Raw genomic sequence first — 20,055 nt, forward strand, 5'->3', positions numbered from 1 at the left:
ATGAATGGTTTCTTCCTTTAAATCGGCTGGGCTAAAGCCCACCCCCATATAATTTATCAAAAGTGATTCTTGATTCTTGATTCTTGATTCTTGATTCTTTTAATCTTTTAATCTTTTTTCATTCATTATTCCCGGCAAACCTCGTAAATTTGCAATTCATTAATTTTTAAATATAAATTTTAAACAAATGTCAAGAATTCTTACCGGCATTCAAGCCACCGGAACACCCCATCTTGGAAATTTATTAGGGGCTATTATTCCTGCAATTGAACTTTCTAAGCAGGAAGGAAATGAATCATTTTTATTTATTGCGAATCTTCATACGCTTACCCAGATTAAAGATGCGCATACTTTAAGACAGAATACCTACGAGATTGCTGCGGCTTGGCTTGCTTGTGGATTAGATACCGAAAAAACATTTTTCTACAGACAAAGTGATATCGCTGAAACCTGTGAACTTTCTTGGCATTTATCATGTTTTTTCCCTTATCAAAGATTAACATTAGCACATTCATTTAAGGATAAAGCTGATCGTCTTCAGGATGTGAATGCAGGTCTTTTTACCTATCCTATTCTGATGGCTGCAGATATTCTATTATATGATGCAGAGATTGTTCCTGTAGGGAAAGATCAGCTTCAGCATTTGGAAATTGCAAGAGATGTTGCTTCAAGATTTAATAATCAGATGGGTGAGGTTTTTGTATTGCCACAATCTGAACTTCAGGAAGATACCAAATATGTTCCTGGAACAGATGGTCGTAAAATGTCTAAATCTATGGGAAATATCATCAATATCTTCTTACCTGAAAAGGAGCTGAAGAAGCAGGTGATGAGCATTGAATCCGACTCTAAGAGTTTAGAAGAGCCTAAAGATCCGGCAACTGATAAAACATTCCAGATTTATGAGCTTATTGCAACTCCTGAGCAGACTGAGGAATTAAGAGCAAAATATCTTGCTGGTAACTTCGGATACGGTCATGCTAAGAAAGAGCTTTTAGACCTTATTTTAGCTCGTTTTGCAAAGGAAAGAGAAGTATTTAATTATTATATGACTCACCTTGATGAACTGGAAGCAAAACTTCAGGAAGGCGCAGCGAAAACAAGACCTGTTGCTATGGAAACACTGAAAAGAGTAAGAACAAGCTTAGGATATTAATCCTAGCTTTATGTATAAATATCGGCTGTCTCAGAATTGAGACAGCCGATTGTTTTTTTATGAAATTTTATTTTTTGTAAGGATGAAGTAATGCATCTGATCTTCAAATTCATAACTAATATCCCAACCCGGATATTGCTTAATAATCGTTTTAATAATAGATAATCCTAAACCTGTAGAAGTATGATCAGAGCTTTGTTTATAAAAACGGTTGAATATTCTGGATTTATCCAGCGGAACCTGCCTTCCACTATTTTGAAATATGATTCTGTTATTCTCAATAAAAATATTTAATGTTCCTTCTTCATTATTGTATTTAACAGCATTTTTAAGCAGGTTAGATAATAAAATATCTGCAAGGTCCTGATTAAACTCAGCTTTAAATATTCCTTTCTCAATAATATTAACTTCTACACTTTTAAATTCTATAAAGTCTTCATAATTCTGAACCAATGTCCTGATCATCGTATTAAAATCGACACTCGAAATGACAGTAAACTGACTATTCTCAATTTTTGAAAGCATTAATAAAGATTTATTCAATCCCACCATTCTTCTCAGATCATTTTTAACCTCAGTAAGAAAATTCAGGTTCTTTTTATCAAGATCTTCATTTTGGATAAGAAGGTCAATTTTATTAATAACAATAGCTAAAGGAGTCTGAAGCTCATGAGACGCATTCTCAATAAACTGTTTCTGCTGATAGAAAACCAGTTCATTTCTTTCAATCATTTCATTGATTTCAACATTCAGCTCTTCAAATTCTTTAATGGTATAATCCTGATCTTCTTTGGAAAAAGGAATTCCGAACTGATATTTCTTCAGCTTATCGAGAATCTGATAGAACGGACGCATTGCTTTATTAAGAAGGTACCCGTTTACGGCAACAATGCTGATCACTAACAAGACATAAAGAACAATCAAAGCAGTTGTAAGATCGTAGATCAACTCATCCTCTTCTACCGTTGAAGTTCTTATGACAAGTCTTTGATTATTTTTAAATTGATCGATAAAGTCTGCTTCAAGTACACGATATGGCTGATCCTTATCATCATACTCCATATAATACATCTTATTATAAAGCCTGCTTTTGTTTTGATATTCTCCGGCTGTGATAGGATTGATCTTAAATTCGTTGAATCCGAATTCATTGTTTTTCAGCAATTGTGGGTTAAGATACACTGCTTTTATGATCTGAATTTTCCTGTTTTTTAGTCCATCATCCACATTATCATGCACCTCATCCAGAATATAGGCATAGAAAAGCGCTGCCCAAACTGCTATAATCAGCAGTAGAATCATAATGAGGTACTTAATTGTATAATATTTCAATGAAACTTTCATCAGACGAATTTATATCCTATTCCGTAAACAGCCTGAAAATCTGCATCTGCATTAAGTGTCTTCAGTTTTTTACGAAGATTTTTGATTTGTGAATAAATAAAATCAAGACTGTCTGCCTGATCTATATAGTCTCCCCAGATAGCTTCTGCCAACGTGGTTTTTTGTAATGTTTTTTCCGGGTGAATAACGAAGTAATATAAAAGATCATATTCTTTTCGGTTAAGAACCAATTCTTCGTCTCCGATTTTTACATTTCGGTTCTCAGGATCGATTCTTATATTTTTATACCTGATAATATTCTCGCCATCCTGATTTTTTCTTCTGATCACAGACCTTATTCTCGCCATCAGCTCTGCAAGGTGAAAAGGTTTTGCAAGATAATCATCAGCTCCTATCTCAAGCCCCGTTACCTTATCATCTACAGAATCTTTAGCTGAAAGAATGATGACAGGATCTTTTTTATGCATTTTTTTAATTTCCCTCAGAAGATCGATGCCATTGCCATCCGGCAGCATGATATCCAGCAAAATACAGTCATATTCATAGGAAATAATTTTTTCAAGTCCTGAGTTGTAATTTTCAGCATATTCTACAATGAAATGCTCTGCTTCCAGAAACTTCTGCACAGTATCCCTTAAGTCCGGTTCATCTTCTACTATTAAAATCTTCATAGGCTGCTTGGATAACTTATATCAAATATAGGAAATTATAAGGAGGAAGCGTGAAGAGGGAGGCTGGATGTTACTTTTCTATCATCTACAACCTCCATCCTCCGACTTCCAGCTCCCTTATAAAAATTAATTAGTTTTTACATAACGTCCATCTGCATCAAAAATCAGGCAAAGCCCATTCATCAAATGAATTTTATAGGCATTATATTTTTTTTCAATTAAATTTACTACACTGCCCGGGTGATGCTTTGTCATAAAAGACACAATACTCTTTCTAATCTTACTGGAAGAACGTTTTCTTCCGTTACTGTTTATTAAACTCCAGTTAACCATAATCCTAAAATTTTATTGTTACTTTTTATTTTCTGTTAATCATCAATTTTTTTGAAATTTCCGTTTCTGTCGAACTCTAACTCCAATCCGTTGGAAAGCTCCGCTTTATAAGACCATCTTTTCTTTTCTATCTTTATAATATAGGTATTCGGGAAATTTCTACTGCTGTAGTTCTTGATAGAAGCAGGAATAAAACCATAAGGAACTTTCTGGTGCTTTCCATCTACCTCCTTCCAGTTTCCATAACTGTCAAATTCCATTTTCATTCCATTATTCAGATACACCTTATATTCATCTACTCCATAGATTTCTCTATCTTCGATTGCAGAGGATACAGGAATTCCTTTAAAATGAACGGCTAGAAAGGTTTTAGCGGTCTTAGGTAAATGATTTGGATTAATAGCTCGGTCTTGTGCTGAAAACAATCCGCTAACTAATAAGAACATTAAAATAAATACCCCTGTGATTTTCTTTACATTTTCCATAATATTAAGTTTTTCTGTCATTATTATAGAGCAAAGTTCCAAATCAATTTGGGAAAGAATTGGGAATAACCTAAAAACGTAAAAAGTAAAGGGGATGAAATGAAGGAAATAATAAATAAAAAAACCATTAAGGAAAAGATAAGTCATTAAGGAAATTAAGTCTGATTCTGTTGAAATAGCCTTGCCTGAGGCAACAACAGTTATCTTAATCTTCTTAATAGCCTAAACAGCCTTAATGGTTCAATAAAATATTTTCAAAGCTTTATTTCAGCTTTAAAACATAAGAATTATAGATATTCTTTAATCTGCTGAAGATGGGTAATCGCTTTTAATCCTGTTCCCTTCTTGTCTTCTTTATAGACATCAAAGAAAATAGAATCCATCCCGAAATCTCTTCCACCGATAGCATCTGCGATCCAGTCATCACCGATCATGATGCTCTCTTCTTTTTTAGCATCAGAAAGAGCCAGGGAATATTCGAAAATTCTTGGATTTGGTTTTCTTACGCCTACAGCATCTGCACTTGTAATGGTTTCAAAATAAGGTGCAATTCCGGATAACGTACATTTTCTTTCCGTTACTTCCTGAAAACCGTTAGAAATAATGTGTAATGTATAATTTTTAGCCTTAAGATAATCCAAAATATCCTCAGCTCCTTCCACCAGTTCATTGTGGCTTACAATATTATCAAGAAAATGTTCTTCAAAATAAAGTGCCAGCTCTTTATCATCCACTCCAAAATGCATGAAGGAATCATAAAAACGGTGTTCTCTCAAATACTCTTTGCCTATCAGTCCATCCCTGATCTTTTCCCATAAATCTTCGTTGATATCATGGTAAACAGCATGGAATTCTTCAAAGTCGATATTGTACTTCGAAGTAATTACCTGTTTATCGAAAAGATCTTTGATTGTTAAATAGGCATTTCTGCGATGATCCCAGAGCGTATTGTCCAGGTCAAAATAAATGTGCTGCATTTTCATACAGCACAAAGTTAATAATTTTAATTTTTTGTAATAGGATAATTCTTGCTCTTGCTTTTCACAATTTCAAGGCTTTTAGAAAAATTGAGCAGAAAATCAATGGTTTGCTTTTTAGGTTTCAAAGTTTTCACTTTTAAGGAGTCATTTTTTTTCATAAGCGAATTATGTTTTCCTTAAAAACGAGAAGTTTTACAAAATATTATCTATCTGGTTAATATTATGTTATTTTCTTCCATGATTTTTCTCAGGTTTATCAACGCATATCGTACTCTTCCCAATGTTGTATTAATACTCATATCCGTATGATCCGCAATTTCTTTAAAGCTAAGCCCGTCAAAGAATCTCAATTTAATAACTTCCTGCTGATTAAGAGGAAGAAATTGTAGCATCTTCAATAAGTCCTCCTGAATTTGATTAGTCACCAGCTGATCTTCGATATTTTCAGAAGGTTCCCTGATCAAATCAAAAATAGAATACTCATCAGTTTCAAAAGTTGTTTCTGAAACTTTGATATTTTTAGCTTTCAGTCTGAAATGGTCGATGATTAAATTGTGGGAAATTCTTTTTGCCCAAAGAATAAATTTTCCTTCTTCGTTATAGCGTCCTTCTTTCAGCATTACAATGATCTTCATGAATGTATCCTGAAAAATATCGTTGGCTAGATCTTCATCATTAATTTTGTAAAAAATGAATGTAAACAGTTCTCTCTGATGGCGATGAATAAGGGTTGATAACGCTCCCTCATCACCTTTCTGGTAAAGCGAAATTAGTAAACTATCCGATTTTGATTTCATAACTCTTCTCAATATAAATATTTGCAGACCAGCTATCGACCAGATAAATTATCCGGTTTCTGCTGCATACACAAAACAGTTCTTCAGAGTAGAGTCTATTCGATAGTTGGTACAATTATATTATGACGTAAATATAATAATTTTTTAATAACTGTTAACCAATTATTAAATTTTCATCATAAAAATTTAAAAAAAATCACTTAAACATATCATGAATTAACACGGTAGGGATATTTAATGTAAAATTAATATTCAACCCTTTCATTTCTTTTCCATTTAAACGGGTATCTCCAATAGGAAAAGCATAGCCTCCTGTAAGATCAAGCATTCCAAATAAAGTTACTCCTATCTTCGGGGCAACATATTTATTGGTACCTTCTGCCCCTAGCAGTAAATAATAGGAGTGGTAGAAATCCATATCTTTTTGAAAGTTAAGCATAACATCAGCCTGAAGTTTCGGCATGATGGCAAACTTTGAATCCGTGGAACCCATCAGCGCAGAGCCTCCTAATCTGTAAATGACATCATCATTTTTTAGAAAAAGCAATTTACCGCCTACTTCTCCAAAACTCTGATTTTGATAGGTATACCCTACACTAATCATTTTATGCATGGTATACTGCGCTTTTACCAGTGTACTAAGTAAAAACAGGGATAGAATAGTAACTGCAGTTCGAAAATTCATCATCTTTCAATTTATTAAGGTGTAAAATTAAAAAAAACTGCCTTACCGGAAGGTAAAGCAGTTCATAATATTTGTTCAGAAGAATAAATTAAATTCCAAAAGCGGCTTTAATTTCATCTACTTTGTCTAATTTCTCCCAAGTAAAGAACTCAAGACCTTCCAACGTAATTTCGTTTTTCTGTCCTTTATTGAATGTTTTGTCAGCTACATAATGCTCTTTCCCCATGTGACCGTAAGAAGCCGTTTCCTGATAGATCGGGTTTCTCAATTTCAGGTTCTGCTCAATAGCATAAGGTCTTAAATCAAAGATTGTAGACACTTTCTTAGCAATATCACCATCGTGAAGGTCTACTTTAGCAGTTCCGTAAGTATTGATATATAAACCACAAGGTTCAGCAACTCCAATTGCGTAAGAAACCTGTACCAAAACTTCATCTGCAACACCAGCAGCCACCAAGTTTTTAGCAATGTGTCTTGTTGCATATGCAGCACTTCTGTCTACTTTTGAAGGATCTTTTCCAGAGAAAGCACCACCACCGTGAGCTCCTTTACCACCGTAAGTATCTACGATAATTTTTCTACCTGTAAGACCTGTATCTCCGTGAGGACCACCGATTACGAATTTACCTGTCGGGTTGATATGATACTTGATTTGATCATTAAATAATGCTTTGATCTCTTCTGTCTGCTGAGCAACTACTCTAGGAACAAGAATGTTTTTGATATCTTCACGGATCTTATTCAGCATTTCTTCTTCAGTTCCGAAATCGTCATGCTGAGTAGAAACTACGATAGAATCAATTCTGATTGGTTTGTGGTCATCAGAATACTCAATAGTCACCTGGCTTTTTGCATCAGGACGTAAATAAGCAATTTCTTTATTTTCTCTTCTGATCGCAGAAAGTTCTTTAAGAATTGTATGGGCTAAGTCTAAAGCAAGAGGCATATAGTTTGCCGTTTCATTCGTAGCATATCCAAACATCATCCCCTGGTCACCAGCTCCCTGTGCATTTGCTTTTGCTTCAAAAGACTCATCATTTACAGCTCTATCAACCCCTTGGTTAATATCCGGAGACTGCTCATGAATTGCAGAAATTACTCCACAAGAATCTCCATTGAACATATACTCTCCTTTTGTATAGCCAATTCCGTTGATTACTTCTCTGGCAATAGTCTGAACATCAAGGTAAGCATCAGATTTTACTTCTCCTGCCAATACCACCTGTCCGGTAGTTACAAGAGTTTCACATGCTACTTTTGAACTTTTATCGTATGCTAAGAAATGATCGATTAATGCATCGGAAATTTGATCGGCTATTTTATCCGGATGTCCTTCTGAAACAGATTCAGATGTAAATAAGTAAGACATATTATTCTTTGGTTTTTTAAATTAAAAAATATGATTGACGAAAAATAAGAATAAAATTGCCCAGAAAAAAGAATACTGTTTTAGCATTTTTTTATAGAGGTTGCAATCAGGTCAAATTTTTCCTCGTCGTAAACGTCAGCAAATTTAAGTACTATTTTTGTAATACTCAAAAATTTTGTTTACTAATTATATTTTTCTTTAAATTAATGACTTATATCATTTTAAAGCCTTTAGATTACTGTGGCTTTATGCTTACAAATTCTTTCGGACTTTCGTGATAATTTAATTTAAGTTCTAAAGAGTTTTTGATAGAATGTGATAATTCGTCAATGATCTTTTGCTTAAAGGTAGGCTTATAGTAAATGATACTGATCTCTCTGTAAGGGAAAGGCTTTTTGAATCTGAAAACATTCTTTTTCTGCTCTTCAGAAAGCTGACTTAATGCAAGCTCCGGAAGAATACTGATTCCTCCTACTTTATCTACCATATGTACTAAAGTCTGAATATTGGATGCTAAGAAATCTAAGTTTTTAGGTTTCAGAGTATTTTCCTTCAGATGACAGATATTTTCAAATTGGTTTCTCAGACAGTTTCCTTCTTCTAGTAACCATACTTTCTCTACATTCAGTTCTTCAGGAATGATGTAAGCGTTCTTTTTGTTTGCTTCAGTATTGGAACTATAGATCATCAATTCTTCATTGAACAAGAAATCCTGATAAAACTCATCAGCAGTATCGTAAGGAGTAGAGATAATTCCGGCATCCAGCTCTCCTGCTTTCAAAGCCTTAATAATATTATCTGTTGTCATTTCCTTCACATTCATCTGAATTTTCGGGTTTTCTTCAAGAAATTTAAAAATCTCCGTAGGAAGGATAAATGAAGAAACAGTAGGAATAATTCCAAGATTGATAGTTCCTCCTAAAATATTATTCAAAAGGTTAGCTTTGTTTTTCAGCTCATTGACAGATTCTATAATCACCTTAGCCTGATCAATGATCTGAAGACCAACATCTGTGGTACGGATCGGGTGCGTAGTTCTGTCGAAAACCTTAACATCCAATTCATCCTCAAATTTCTGTATCATTGCACTTAAGGTAGGCTGGGTAATGAAGCAAGCCTGAGCTGCTTTTCCAAAATGTTTATACTTATCAACGGCGATAAGATACTCCAGTTGCTGAATGTTCATTTGATTAATATTATCTATTACAAAGATATAACGTTTTTGCTATTAGCAATTAAAAATTCAAGTAAATTTGATATTCACTACCTTTACACTTGGATTTAGAAAAAGAAAACAATTATTCAAATCATCAATTATATGGATTCTAAAAAATTAACGTTAAGCAATGGCGCGCCCTACTTTGAGCATCAGGATTCCCAAACGGTAGGACCAAGAGGTCCGGTATTGCTGCAGGACTTTATTCTTCAGGAGAATCTTGCACACTTCGTTAGGGAGAGAATTCCTGAAAGAATTGTACACGCCAAAGGAAGCGGTGCTTATGGTACTTTTACCGTAACTCACGACATCAGTCAATATACCAAGGCAAAATTATTCTCAAAAGTAGGAAACTCGTGCAGAATGTTTGCCCGATTTTCTACAGTAGGAGGTGAAAAAGGAAGCGCAGACACCGCAAGAGACCCAAGAGGTTTTGCTTTAAAATTTTATACAGAAGACGGAAACTGGGACCTTGTAGGAAACAATACACCCGTATTCTTCATTAAGGATGCTAAAAAGTTCCCGGACTTTATTCATACCCAAAAGAGAGTTCCGAAAACCAATTTAAAGAGTGCCACTATGATGTGGGATTTCTGGAGCTTAAATCCGGAATCACTTCATCAGGTTCTGATATTAATGTCAGACAGAGGAACTCCTTACGGATACAGGCACATGCATGGCTTTGGCTCACATACTTTCTCAATGATCAATGATAAAAATGAAAGAGTATGGGTGAAATTTCACTTCAAGACAAAACAAGGAGTAAAAAATTTCACAGATGAAGAGGCTGTAAAGATGGCTGGGGAAAATCCTGACTTCGCACAGGAAGACCTTTGCAATGCAATTGAAAATGGTGATTTTCCGAAATGGACCATGTACATTCAGGTAATGACGGAAGAGCAGGTAAAAGATTTCAGATGGAATCCTTTTGATGTAACAAAGGTGTGGTTCCACGATGATTTCCCATTGATTGAAGTTGGAGAAATGGAACTGAATGAAGTTCCTGTTAATTATTTTGCTCATGTTGAACAATCTACTTTCTCTCCAAGCAGCTTAATTAATGGAATCAGCTTCTCACCAGACAAAATGCTTCAGGGAAGATTATTCTCATACCCGGATGCTCATCGCTACAGAGTTGGAGTGAATGCTCACCAACTTGAAGTGAACAGATGCCCATTTGCTGTTAACAATTATCAGAGAGATGGCTATATGGCGGACTCAAGCCATTATCAGGATAAGCCGAATTATTATCCCAATAGTTTTGATGATATCAAACCTGATGCATCTTATAAAAACTTTGAATATGAATTAGATAGCGCACATGTTGCGAACTATAACAGAAATGAGAATGACGATGATCATTATACTCAGCCTGGGCTTCTTTATTCAAAAGCAATGAATGCGGAAGACAGAAATAATCTGATTCAAAATATTGTGGGAAGTATGAAAGGAATCAGCGGACCTAAAAGAGAGGAGATTATTAACAGACAATTGTGTCACTTTTTCCGCGCTAACATTGAGCTTGGCATGAAAGTAGCTTCACAATTAAATATTAATATTGATGCAAATATGATGAATCATTCCAAATAATCATATTGAACAATAAATAAAAAAAAAGGAAAAAAAAATAATATTTTTTCCTTTTTTTTGTAAAAAATTCATAATTTGCAAAGGATGATATTTCAAAGTGGAAAAATGAGTTACGAAAATATATTATTAAAAAAGGAAGATAAATTATCTATCATTACAATAAACAGACCTGAGAGTTTAAATGCATTAAATGCAAAAACAATTCAGGAAATCAGTACAGCATTGGATGAGCTTAATTCTGACAATTCATGTAGAGTTATTATCCTTACAGGAAGTGGAGAAAAATCCTTTGTAGCTGGAGCTGACATCAAAGAATTCAGTGATTTCGGGCAGGAAAAAGCTGAGGAACTTGCAAGAAACGGACAAAACACTTTGTTCAACAAAATTGAAAACATGTCTAAGCCTGTCATTGCTGCCGTAAACGGATTTGCATTAGGAGGAGGTTTAGAGCTTGCCATGGCATGCCATATCAGATATGCATCGGAAAACGCCCGATTAGGACTTCCGGAAGTAACCTTAGGATTGATTCCTGGGTATGGAGGAACTCAAAGGCTTCCAAAGCTTGTAGGAAAAGGTATTGCCAACGAAATGATCTTCTCTGCCAAAATGATCCCTGCTCAAAAAGCCAAAGAGATCGGGTTGGTAAATGAAGTATACTCTATTGAAGAATTATTAACCAAAACGAAAGAATTAGCGAACACTATTGCCCACAATTCACCAATGGCAATATCTAAGGCTATTAACGCCGTGAATTTATCTGATACAGAGAAAGGTTTTGAAACTGAAATTAAATATTTCGGGGAACTTTTTGAAATGGAAGATAAGAAAGAAGGAGTAACTGCTTTCCTTGAGAAAAGAAAGCCGAACTTCTAGTCTTTCAAAAAGATTTTAATCCAAATTATTTCGAAAAACTAATGCTGCGGTATGAATAAGTTTGATAAAGCTTATCTAAAAATGGCTCAGGAATGGGCAAAACTCTCCTACTGTAAGAGAAAACAGGTAGGGGCTCTTATCGTAAAAGATAGGATGATTATTTCAGATGGTTACAACGGGACTCCTATGGGATTCGAAAACTGCTGTGAAGATGAAGAAGGGAAAACGCACTGGTATGTATTGCATGCGGAAGCCAACGCTATATTAAAGTTAGCTGCTTCTACACAATCTGCAAAAGGCGCTACGTTATACTTAACGCTGTCGCCATGTAAAGAGTGTAGTAAGCTGATTCTTCAGGCAGGAATTTCAAGACTGGTGTACATTAATGAGTATTCGGATGACGATGGGATATCGTTCCTGAGAAACCATAACATTGAAATAGAACAAATATCGGACTGTGAACTAAAAAAATAAGCACAAATATGACTTGGGATGAAAAGATCAAAGATTTTGAAATATTTCTTCGCTTCGAAAGAAATTTTTCAGAAAACACTCTCGATGCCTATGTTCGGGACATCAAGAAATTAAAAGATTACGCACAAGAAGATCTGGCAAACGTCGGTCCAGACTCTATCGGTTACGAAAACCTGCAGGAATACATTTTCAATCTTTCTAAACAGAAATTCAGTGAGCGATCACAGGCAAGATGGATATCTTCCATCAAAGCATTTTTTAAATTTCTGCTGGAGGATGAATATCGTGAAGACAATCCCGCAGCGTTACTTGAAGGTCCTAAATTAGGACTGTATCTACCTGATACCTTAAGTTTACCAGACATTAATAAAATTATTGCAGCCATTGAGGTCGATACGGATCTCGGAAGAAGAAACCACAGCATTATTGAAGTGCTTTATGGTTGCGGACTCCGTGTTTCTGAACTGATTGATCTTAAGATCTCCAATATCAACTTCAAAGAGCAATACATCAAAGTACACGGAAAGGGAAATAAAACCCGTTTTGTTCCTTTGGCTGATTACACCGCTGAACTGCTGGAAAGCTATATTAAAGAAGTACGCTCTAAAGGAAAAATCAATAAGAAATACGAGGATACTTTATTCTTAAACAGCCGTGGCACTTCCATGTCTAGAGTAATCGTATTCCTTATTATTAAAGAACTTACAGATAAAGCAGGGGTTAACAAAAAGATATCACCACATACATTCAGACATTCTTTTGCAACACATTTATTACAGAATGGTGCAGATCTTCGTTATATTCAGGAAATGCTTGGACATTCCAGCATTACAACAACGGAAATCTATACACATCTGAAAACGGAAGAATTAAGAGACGTTATCTTAAGTTATCACCCGAGAAATATTAATGTTACTCAATAACATATGAAATTATTGAAATATTGCCCGAGCTGTGGCAAAGAAACTCTGCATTGGGACGGTGAAAAAAAATGGAACTGTCCCGAATGTGGTTTCACACTGTACAATAATGTGGCAGGCGCTGTAGCGGTTGTCATAAGATGTGGTGACGAAATCTACCTTACCAGAAGAAACAGAGATCCTAAAAAAGGAAAACTGGATCTAGCCGGAGGATTTGTGGATCCTAAAGAAAGTGCGGAAGAAACCTGCAAAAGAGAGCTTTTTGAAGAGCTTCAGCTGGATGTCGATATTTCAAACCTAAAATATCTTACAAGTCTTCCAAATGTGTATCAGTATAAGGAAATTGATTATAATACGATTGATCTCTTTTATGAGTATAATGTTTCGGAAAAGTTTGAGGTAAACCTTGAGCTTTCGGAGATTTCTGAAGCGGTATGGATTCCTTTAAAAGAACTTGATCTTGAAGATATTGCTTTTGATTCTCAGAAGAGATTTTTTGAAAGCTATTTAAATAAATAATTTTTGTAATATAAGCTCCCGCAGATTTTGCAGATACAGCAGATTATTGGATTATCCACTGCTTATTTTGTAAAATCTGCGGGAGTTTTTTTATGGCACGAAAACAATTTTCCCACAGAATTCACGAATTACACAGCGTAAACTCTGTGATGACCTGTGAAGTCTGTGGGATTATATCTTAGATAACTATATACAATGAGATTCTTCCTTTGTCAGCATGACAATATTGCAAAATCATGTATAATATTATATTTTTCAGTATGTTTTAGATTTCAGCATTTCATCAAAATACTGAATAAGCAATGCTCTTTCTGCTTCTGAAAGTTTAGCTTCATTATGATAGACAACATAGCCTGGTAATGGCATTGTTTTATGCTTAAGAGCTTCCATAGATCGATCAAGCATATTTTCTTTTAACTCCTTATTATAGGTTCCCCAAACAGAAAAATTAAGGTGCTGACGACCATCGTTCACATGGCTTTTCACAGACCATGAAATAGGTGCTATATAAGCATATTTAGGATATACTGTTTCATCAGAATGGCAGTCATAGCAAGCATTTTTAAGAATAGTACTTACTTTTTCCGGGGTCTGTTTCATCTGAACAAAATTCACTTTGGAATCTACCGGCTTATTTACTCTATCAATTGGAAAAAACTGAATAATAGCAAACGCTACAAGTGTCCAAAATACTATTTTCTTTACCATCTTCATCAGCCTATTTTACGGGAGTTATAATTGCATTATTGGATTTTATTTCTTTTTTTACCTCTTGCTTTACTGATTCCTTTTCCTGTGTAGAAACGGGGGTATCTACAGGTGGTACCGGAGTAGGAGCAGGTGCTCCTTTAGGATTGTCAAGTGTTCTTGTATCTTTAAGATCCCAATCTTCTCTTGTTTCCCATAAGGCTCTTACGACTGCTTTTTTATAGAAAACATAAGCATCTTCCGCAAATGTTTCTGTAGCAAAGTCTGCTTCATCCCAATAATTATTCTCGTTGTTATCTACCAAAATCCTTACAATATACTCTGCAGGTTTTAGGATATCAAACTTGACTTTATCTCCTTTGGTATATTTTTGATAAACTACTTTTTCAGATTCATCCATCAGCTGAATCCAATATTTAGAAACAGGAGGATTTAAAAGAGTAAACTCCAGACTGCCAAACTCTTCTACCTTATCCACTTCGAAATCAAAACGTTTTGATTGCGTATTTTTAGCATAAAACGATGATACTGTTTCTTTTGGAATTGTAAGCTGATAATTTTTTCCAATTACAAAATCAGACTGTACCTGAATCTGATATGGATTGGTTGCCGAAATTTTTGCAGTAAAAGGCAGAGCTGTCAAACTGTCTCCCTTGATCGTAAGGGACCATTTTGCAGGGTCAATTTTATCAATAATGTAATTGGATGAAATTTTAAAGTCCGATTTTGGAGCCAATGAACCTCCGCTGTTATCACTAACAAGGTCCATTGAGTTTTTCTTATTGTATTTATAGAATAATGAAGCTGAATAGATACTGTCTTTTTTCAATCCTTTATCATGGCTAAATACCAGTTTTTCTGTTGTTTCCTGTCCTACATTATCTTTCACAGCATCAAACCAGATTCTTACGGAGTCTGATTTCGGGCGATGTGTTATTTTTACGTCTTTGATTTTTTCATTAAGAGATGCTACTTTTACTTCTTCCGGATGTCCTTCAAATAACATAACAACTCCTCCGGCAATTTCCTTCATTTCTGTATATTTCACAGGTTTTCTTGAAGGATAAACACTTAGATTTAATCCTGAAATAGATTTCTCCAAGTCTATAACTTCTTTTTTAAATCCTATTTTTTCTTTTCCCGGATCGTATACCGAATTCCCGTTTTCATCTTCAAAAGCAATGATCTTATATTTTCCTGGTGAAAGATAGTTCAGTTCATAATATCCGTCGTCATCCACTTTGGTAATATAATATGGCTTTTGTTTGTAGTTCATTGTATCTTTTGCCTGATACAGCCCTACTACAAGTTTATTCTCATTACTACCGGCTTTCTTTTTGATCTGCAAAGCATCTTTTACTTCACCACTTATATAGGTATCATCCAGTTTGTCACCTGTAGAAAATGCAAAATTGAAATAACGCAGGATATTTGACTCATTATTGTCTGCAATTGCGTTTCCAAAATTGAAATTATAGGTGGTATTTGCCTGAAGAGTATCTGACCATTGAATCAGTACAAATTTATTGGCAATATTAGATGGAATAATTCGCTTTATATTTTTAATAGGAGGCGAAATATTTAAATTCTTATTGATGTCTTTTAAAGTAACATATTCATCAAAATCCAGACGAAGCTCGTGGATATCTCTTTTTACATTTACTCTTGTAGTATCAATATTTGAACTTAAAAACTTTGGTGCCAATGTATCTTTTGGTCCTCCTACAGGAGATCCTACCCTTGCACAAGAGTGTACAAGAAAACTGATAACGAATAATAGAAGAAACCTTTTCATGAAAATGTTTAAGCAAAAGTAAACATTATTCTCCAAAAACTTCGTGTCCGCTATTCAAACTATCTTTATTATCGTTCATTACGGTTTGAAGTTTCTCCTGCTGTAAAGGGAAATTTTCAAATAATCCTGATAATGCAAGTGCGGTATATACTTTACCTGAGTATTTATTTCCAATTGCTACGATGGTAACTTTAGATTTTAAAAGGTGAGCAAATACAGAGTTCGTTCCATGCCACCATCCGTTGTGATAAGTAAGTTTTTCGCCGTTATCAAATATTTTCATTCTGAAACCTAAGCCATAATTGTTCATTCCGGCTTTTTCGTTACTGTAAGGAGTAAATACCATCTGCATCAGTTCAGGCTTCAGGAAATTTTTTGAGAACATTGCTTTTGAAAAGTTATATAGATCTCTTGGCGTAGTATATACATTTTTATCTCCGTAAATAAGATCCAGCCTGTCCAGAGGATACAGCTTATTTTTTCCGTAATAGAAGGATTGTGAAGCTGTAGGAATATCTTTTTCCTGGAAAATGTAAGTGTTATTCATTTTCAAAGGCGTGAAAATCATTTCTTTCATTGCCTGTGGAAAAGGAGTTTTCGTTATTTTTTCAATTAATAGTCCCAATAAGGCAAAGTTTGTATTACAATACATGAATCCGGTATCCGTATCTCTTGCCAGCTCAGGTTTGTATTTAATAATCATATTCAAAACATCCTGATTGGTAATAAATGGTTTGGATAGCTCTGCCGGTGCAGGTTTTATCTGGGTAATGAAATATTCATATTTCGGAAGTCCGCTTCTTTGATCCAATAAGGTCTGAACCGTCACATTAGGATAAGGAAATCCTGGAAAGAACTGCGTAAGATGATCGGAAAGCTTTATTTTTCCTGCTTCTACCAATTTCATCATCGCCATAGCCGTCAATGTTTTTGAAACTGAAGCTACATGTAATGGTGTATTTTTATCAATTGGCATCTGATTGCCTTCCCTTCCGAATCCCCTGTAATTTTCGTACAAAATCTCATCTCCTTTAGCAACAAGAATTCCACCGCTAAGATCACCACCTTCCCATACTTTTTTATAGTATTGATCAATATAACCTGTTAATGACTCTTTATTGGAAAGCTGCCCGTCAGCTTTAGTAAAAACATTCCCTAAATCTACATTTCCGTAATTGGGAAGATTAGTTGTGTTTTCAGCTGAAGCCTGTTTGGATTCAGATTTATTTTTACAGGAAAAAAGGGATAAAGCAACAGTTACAGCAAGTACTAGATTACGCGTCTTCATAAGTTTCAAAAATGAGCGGCAATTTAATAAAAGTCGAAATTAAATTGTAATATGAGGGGCACATTATGAATAATTTAACATTAATGAAAGGAAAATAGAAATCTAAAAATGATAAAATTGTGAAGAACAAAATTGCTAAAATTACTGATAAAGCAAATATTAGATATTGGACACCTTCAGATTACAGTAATAAGGTTTTAAAATCACGATAAAACTTTAATTAATAAAAAGGCGAATTCACATTTTGCAAATTCGCCTTTAATCATTTTTAAATCTTTCTTCTTAGTTTTTTACTTAAGTGGTCTGACAATATGAAGCTACAATTTTATCTACAATAAACTGAGCTAGTTTTTCCTTACTCTGATGGGTCCATCCTGCAATGTGTGGAGTAACAATTGCTTTTTCTGATTCCAAAAGGTATTTTAAATCTTCATTTTCTGTTTCAAGGTTTTCAAAAGATGACTTTTCATATTCCAAAACATCTAAACAGGAACCTTTCACCTTCCCTGATTTCAACGCTTCTACTAAACTTTTCGTTTTCACATTTTTCCCCCTTGCTGTATTTACGAAATAGAAGTCATTTTTCATCTCAGAAATGAAGTCTTCATCAATAAGATAATGGCTTTCAGAAGTTAAAGGAATATGTAAACTCAATATTTCTGCAGATTGTTTTAGTTCTTCCAGAGTAACCTGTGTGGCAAATTCATCGGAAAGTCCGGGAAGTATATCATGGAAAATTACTTTACATCCAAAACCTGAAAGTCTTTTTGCAGTAGCTTTTCCCATATTTCCGTAACCTATCAATCCTACTGTTTTTCCCAGCAGCTCATCACCTCTGTTTTCTTCACGTTTCCAGATGCCATTTTTCACTTCCTGAGAAGCTATAAAAAGTCTGTTCATAATCAACAGCAACATTCCAACGACATGTTCCGCCACAGAATCCCTGTTTCCTTCCGGCGAGTTGATTAATTGAATGCCTAGTTTCTCAGCAACAGGAATATCAATATTCTCCATCCCTGCACCAACTCTTGCAATAAATTTCAGGTTTTTCGCCTGCTCAAGGAAGTTTTTATCTAAAGGGATACGGCTTCTGATAATGATACCATCATAATTTTTGATTTTATCACAAACCTCATCATAAGAGGAAGTAAAGTCTTCTTCCAAAATAAAGTTCTTAGCTAAAAGCTGTTCGGTAATAAGCGGGTGATTTTTATCTAAAAGGAGTATCTTCATAATTTAAACACAAATGATACAAATTGGTTTCACAAATAACACCTTATCATTTTTTTGACAAAAGTGTCTGTTATTTTAAACGGATATAAAAATAAAATGCTTTTAATTTGGAAGTTCCAGTATTAAAAGCATTTTTTAGTTTTTATTTTTTGTCCTTCTTAGAAGCTTGTGGTTCTTCAGGCTCCTGGAATAATTTCTTAAGCTCTACAGATTCCAAAGGTTTCATTCTTCCCGAAAGAATCAATGAAAGTTCTTTTCTACGGAATGCCGCTGCATATCTTTCTTTTTCTTCTTCAGTTTCAGGAATCATATCCGGAATCGGAATCGGTCTGTTGAATTCATCTACGGCAACGAAAGTATAAATACCTGAGTTGGTATGAATTTTTTTCTGATTAATCGGGTCATCAGACCATACATCTACGTATACTTCCATAGATGTAGAAAATGCTCTTGAAACTTTTGATTCCAATACTACAACTCCTCCTTCCGGAATTGGGTGATTAAAGGAAACATGGTTTACAGAAGCTGTTACTACTCTTCTTTCGCAGTGTCTTGCTGCAGAAATAGATGCACATCTGTCCATTTTTGCTAAAAGCTCACCACCGAAAAGATTTCTTAGAGAGTTGGTTTCGTTCGGAAGAACGATATTGGTCATAATGGTCAGAGATTCTGACGCTGTTTTTATTTTTGCCATTTATTCTTAGTGTTTTTTGGAGCCACCGGAATTGGTTTTACAGCTGTTCCGGCAGGTTTTACCAATGAATCTTTCTTAAGGGAGTCTGAAACCGCAGTTTCAGGTGAATGTACTGTTACTTTAACGGTATCTTTTACAATTCTGTGAGTGGAAGTCTGTACAGAAACTTTATTAAAGGATTTCTTTCCAAAAAGAAGTTCTTTCTGCGTAAAAGCAAGGTAAGCAATACCCAGAATCGGGATAATCAGAAGAAATATCCAAAGAATTGTTTTTTTGAATTTATAATCTTTCTCACTGTTTTCCGAAGCACTTACTTTTTCGCCATTGTTAATATCAGAAAATCTGATTTCTTCCAATCCATAAAAATCCGGACGTCCCGCTTCTACTCTTTTTCCTTTGAAATGAGTGTTTCCTTCTTCAATAAAGATCGTCCCCAGATTTTGAATTTCGAGAACCTGTTCTGCCTGAAGCTTTTTCTTCCAAAAATCAGTCTGTATCTTCAGATCACTTCTGGAAGCTTCCAAAGACATTTGTTTTTGTTGGGCTATAAAAGCCGTAAGCTCTTCAGCCTGCAATTCATAATCTATTGTAAATTCGATCTGACTTGCTGGTGGCAGGATACTTCCGTTTTCAGAATTGATAATTGCCTTAGAATTTTTCAGAGAAAACACCCCAAAGCCTGGAACCGTGGCAGTTCCAAATTGTTTTAAATATTCTAAAATGTATGCTGAAATATTCATTTGGTGGCAAATTTATAACTTTTTCATGACTTTTAAAGATATTTAACTTATATAAAAAAAGACTGCCGAAACAGTCTCTTGAGTATTCCGTATTAAAATAGGTATACGATTATTTAAACTTCTTTATTAAGCTTAGGAATTGTTAAAAAGAGGCAAAACATCTAAAAAGTAAATTCAGATATCTG

Annotated in this window: 21 protein-coding genes; 6 read left to right on the plus strand and 15 right to left on the minus strand. The window is 34.7% G+C overall.

All coding sequences use genetic code 11. From position 1 onward, the window contains the following. Positions 1-187: 187 nt before the first annotated feature. Positions 188-1,156: a tryptophan--tRNA ligase gene (trpS, locus tag AC5YGG_RS14580; protein WP_496145201.1), complete on the plus strand. Its 969-nt coding sequence runs from the start codon at positions 188-190 to the stop codon at positions 1,154-1,156. A 57-nt stretch (positions 1,157-1,213) separates the two neighbouring features. Here trpS and AC5YGG_RS14585 read toward each other — a convergent pair whose 3' ends face one another. The 9 genes from AC5YGG_RS14585 to AC5YGG_RS14625 all read right to left on the minus strand — a co-directional run bounded on the left by AC5YGG_RS14585 (position 1,214) and on the right by AC5YGG_RS14625 (position 9,006). Further along, a complete protein-coding gene (locus tag AC5YGG_RS14585) occupies positions 1,214-2,500 on the minus strand; it encodes a sensor histidine kinase (protein ID WP_496145202.1) in 1,287 nt (428 codons plus the stop codon). Continuing rightward, positions 2,500-3,171 (minus strand): response regulator transcription factor, encoded by a 672-nt coding sequence (locus AC5YGG_RS14590; RefSeq protein ID WP_496145203.1) that lies wholly within the window; start codon positions 3,169-3,171, stop codon positions 2,500-2,502. The genes AC5YGG_RS14585 and AC5YGG_RS14590 overlap by 1 nt, the downstream gene beginning before the upstream one ends. A gap of 126 nt (positions 3,172-3,297) precedes the next feature. After that, a complete protein-coding gene (locus AC5YGG_RS14595; RefSeq protein WP_496145204.1) occupies positions 3,298-3,504 on the minus strand; it encodes a hypothetical protein in 207 nt (68 codons plus the stop codon). Between the two features lie 35 nt (positions 3,505-3,539). After that, positions 3,540-4,010, minus strand: a complete 471-nt coding sequence (locus AC5YGG_RS14600) for a PepSY-like domain-containing protein (protein ID WP_496145205.1) — start codon at positions 4,008-4,010, stop codon at positions 3,540-3,542. Between the two features lie 266 nt (positions 4,011-4,276). Continuing rightward, entirely contained in the window at positions 4,277-4,972 is a 696-nt protein-coding gene (locus AC5YGG_RS14605; protein ID WP_496145206.1) for a YjjG family noncanonical pyrimidine nucleotidase, read from the minus strand. Between the two features lie 203 nt (positions 4,973-5,175). Then, complete coding sequence (locus AC5YGG_RS14610; RefSeq protein WP_496145207.1) at positions 5,176-5,766, minus strand: RNA polymerase sigma factor; 591 nt, start codon at positions 5,764-5,766, stop codon at positions 5,176-5,178. Between the two features lie 196 nt (positions 5,767-5,962). Beyond that, entirely contained in the window at positions 5,963-6,454 is a 492-nt protein-coding gene (locus AC5YGG_RS14615) for a hypothetical protein (RefSeq protein ID WP_496145208.1), read from the minus strand. 85 nt (positions 6,455-6,539) lie between these two features. Next, on the minus strand, positions 6,540-7,820 hold the full coding sequence (metK, locus tag AC5YGG_RS14620) for a methionine adenosyltransferase (RefSeq protein ID WP_496145209.1): 1,281 nt from the start codon (positions 7,818-7,820) through the stop codon (positions 6,540-6,542). Positions 7,821-8,055: 235 nt separating this feature from the next. Further along, positions 8,056-9,006 carry a LysR substrate-binding domain-containing protein gene (locus tag AC5YGG_RS14625; RefSeq protein WP_065400946.1) on the minus strand — a complete coding sequence of 317 codons (951 nt, stop codon included), beginning with the start codon at positions 9,004-9,006 and terminating at the stop codon, positions 8,056-8,058. A gap of 132 nt (positions 9,007-9,138) precedes the next feature. Between AC5YGG_RS14625 and AC5YGG_RS14630 the strand changes: the two genes are divergently transcribed. The 5 genes from AC5YGG_RS14630 to AC5YGG_RS14650 all read left to right on the plus strand — a co-directional run bounded on the left by AC5YGG_RS14630 (position 9,139) and on the right by AC5YGG_RS14650 (position 13,412). Continuing rightward, on the plus strand, positions 9,139-10,626 hold the full coding sequence (locus AC5YGG_RS14630; RefSeq protein WP_496145210.1) for a catalase: 1,488 nt from the start codon (positions 9,139-9,141) through the stop codon (positions 10,624-10,626). 105 nt (positions 10,627-10,731) lie between these two features. Continuing rightward, a complete protein-coding gene (locus AC5YGG_RS14635; RefSeq protein ID WP_496145211.1) occupies positions 10,732-11,499 on the plus strand; it encodes an enoyl-CoA hydratase/isomerase family protein in 768 nt (255 codons plus the stop codon). A 51-nt stretch (positions 11,500-11,550) separates the two neighbouring features. After that, positions 11,551-11,973: a deoxycytidylate deaminase gene (locus AC5YGG_RS14640; protein ID WP_496145212.1), complete on the plus strand. Its 423-nt coding sequence runs from the start codon at positions 11,551-11,553 to the stop codon at positions 11,971-11,973. A gap of 8 nt (positions 11,974-11,981) precedes the next feature. Continuing rightward, entirely contained in the window at positions 11,982-12,896 is a 915-nt protein-coding gene (gene xerD, locus AC5YGG_RS14645) for a site-specific tyrosine recombinase XerD (RefSeq protein WP_496145213.1), read from the plus strand. A gap of 3 nt (positions 12,897-12,899) precedes the next feature. After that, the gene (locus tag AC5YGG_RS14650) at positions 12,900-13,412 is read left to right on the plus strand and encodes an NUDIX hydrolase (RefSeq protein ID WP_438561056.1); all 513 of its coding nucleotides are present in this window, start codon (positions 12,900-12,902) and stop codon (positions 13,410-13,412) included. A 255-nt stretch (positions 13,413-13,667) separates the two neighbouring features. Here the strand turns inward: AC5YGG_RS14650 and AC5YGG_RS14655 are convergent, their stop codons facing one another. The 6 genes from AC5YGG_RS14655 to AC5YGG_RS14680 form a co-directional block, all read right to left on the minus strand. Beyond that, a complete protein-coding gene (locus AC5YGG_RS14655) occupies positions 13,668-14,126 on the minus strand; it encodes a heme-binding domain-containing protein (RefSeq protein WP_438561055.1) in 459 nt (152 codons plus the stop codon). A gap of 4 nt (positions 14,127-14,130) precedes the next feature. Then, entirely contained in the window at positions 14,131-15,915 is a 1,785-nt protein-coding gene (locus AC5YGG_RS14660) for an Ig-like domain-containing domain (RefSeq protein ID WP_496145214.1), read from the minus strand. Between the two features lie 25 nt (positions 15,916-15,940). Continuing rightward, positions 15,941-17,203, minus strand: coding sequence for a serine hydrolase domain-containing protein (locus AC5YGG_RS14665; RefSeq protein WP_496145215.1), 1,263 nt, complete (start codon positions 17,201-17,203; stop codon positions 15,941-15,943). Between the two features lie 294 nt (positions 17,204-17,497). Next, positions 17,498-18,436, minus strand: coding sequence for a 2-hydroxyacid dehydrogenase (locus AC5YGG_RS14670; protein WP_496145216.1), 939 nt, complete (start codon positions 18,434-18,436; stop codon positions 17,498-17,500). Positions 18,437-18,578: 142 nt separating this feature from the next. Beyond that, positions 18,579-19,130 carry an acyl-CoA thioesterase gene (locus AC5YGG_RS14675; RefSeq protein WP_496145217.1) on the minus strand — a complete coding sequence of 184 codons (552 nt, stop codon included), beginning with the start codon at positions 19,128-19,130 and terminating at the stop codon, positions 18,579-18,581. Next, complete coding sequence (locus tag AC5YGG_RS14680; protein WP_496145218.1) at positions 19,118-19,870, minus strand: hypothetical protein; 753 nt, start codon at positions 19,868-19,870, stop codon at positions 19,118-19,120. The genes AC5YGG_RS14675 and AC5YGG_RS14680 overlap by 13 nt, the downstream gene beginning before the upstream one ends. Positions 19,871-20,055: the final 185 nt, after the last annotated feature.

It is taken from the genome of Chryseobacterium sp. CS2K3 (genome assembly GCF_059515185.1).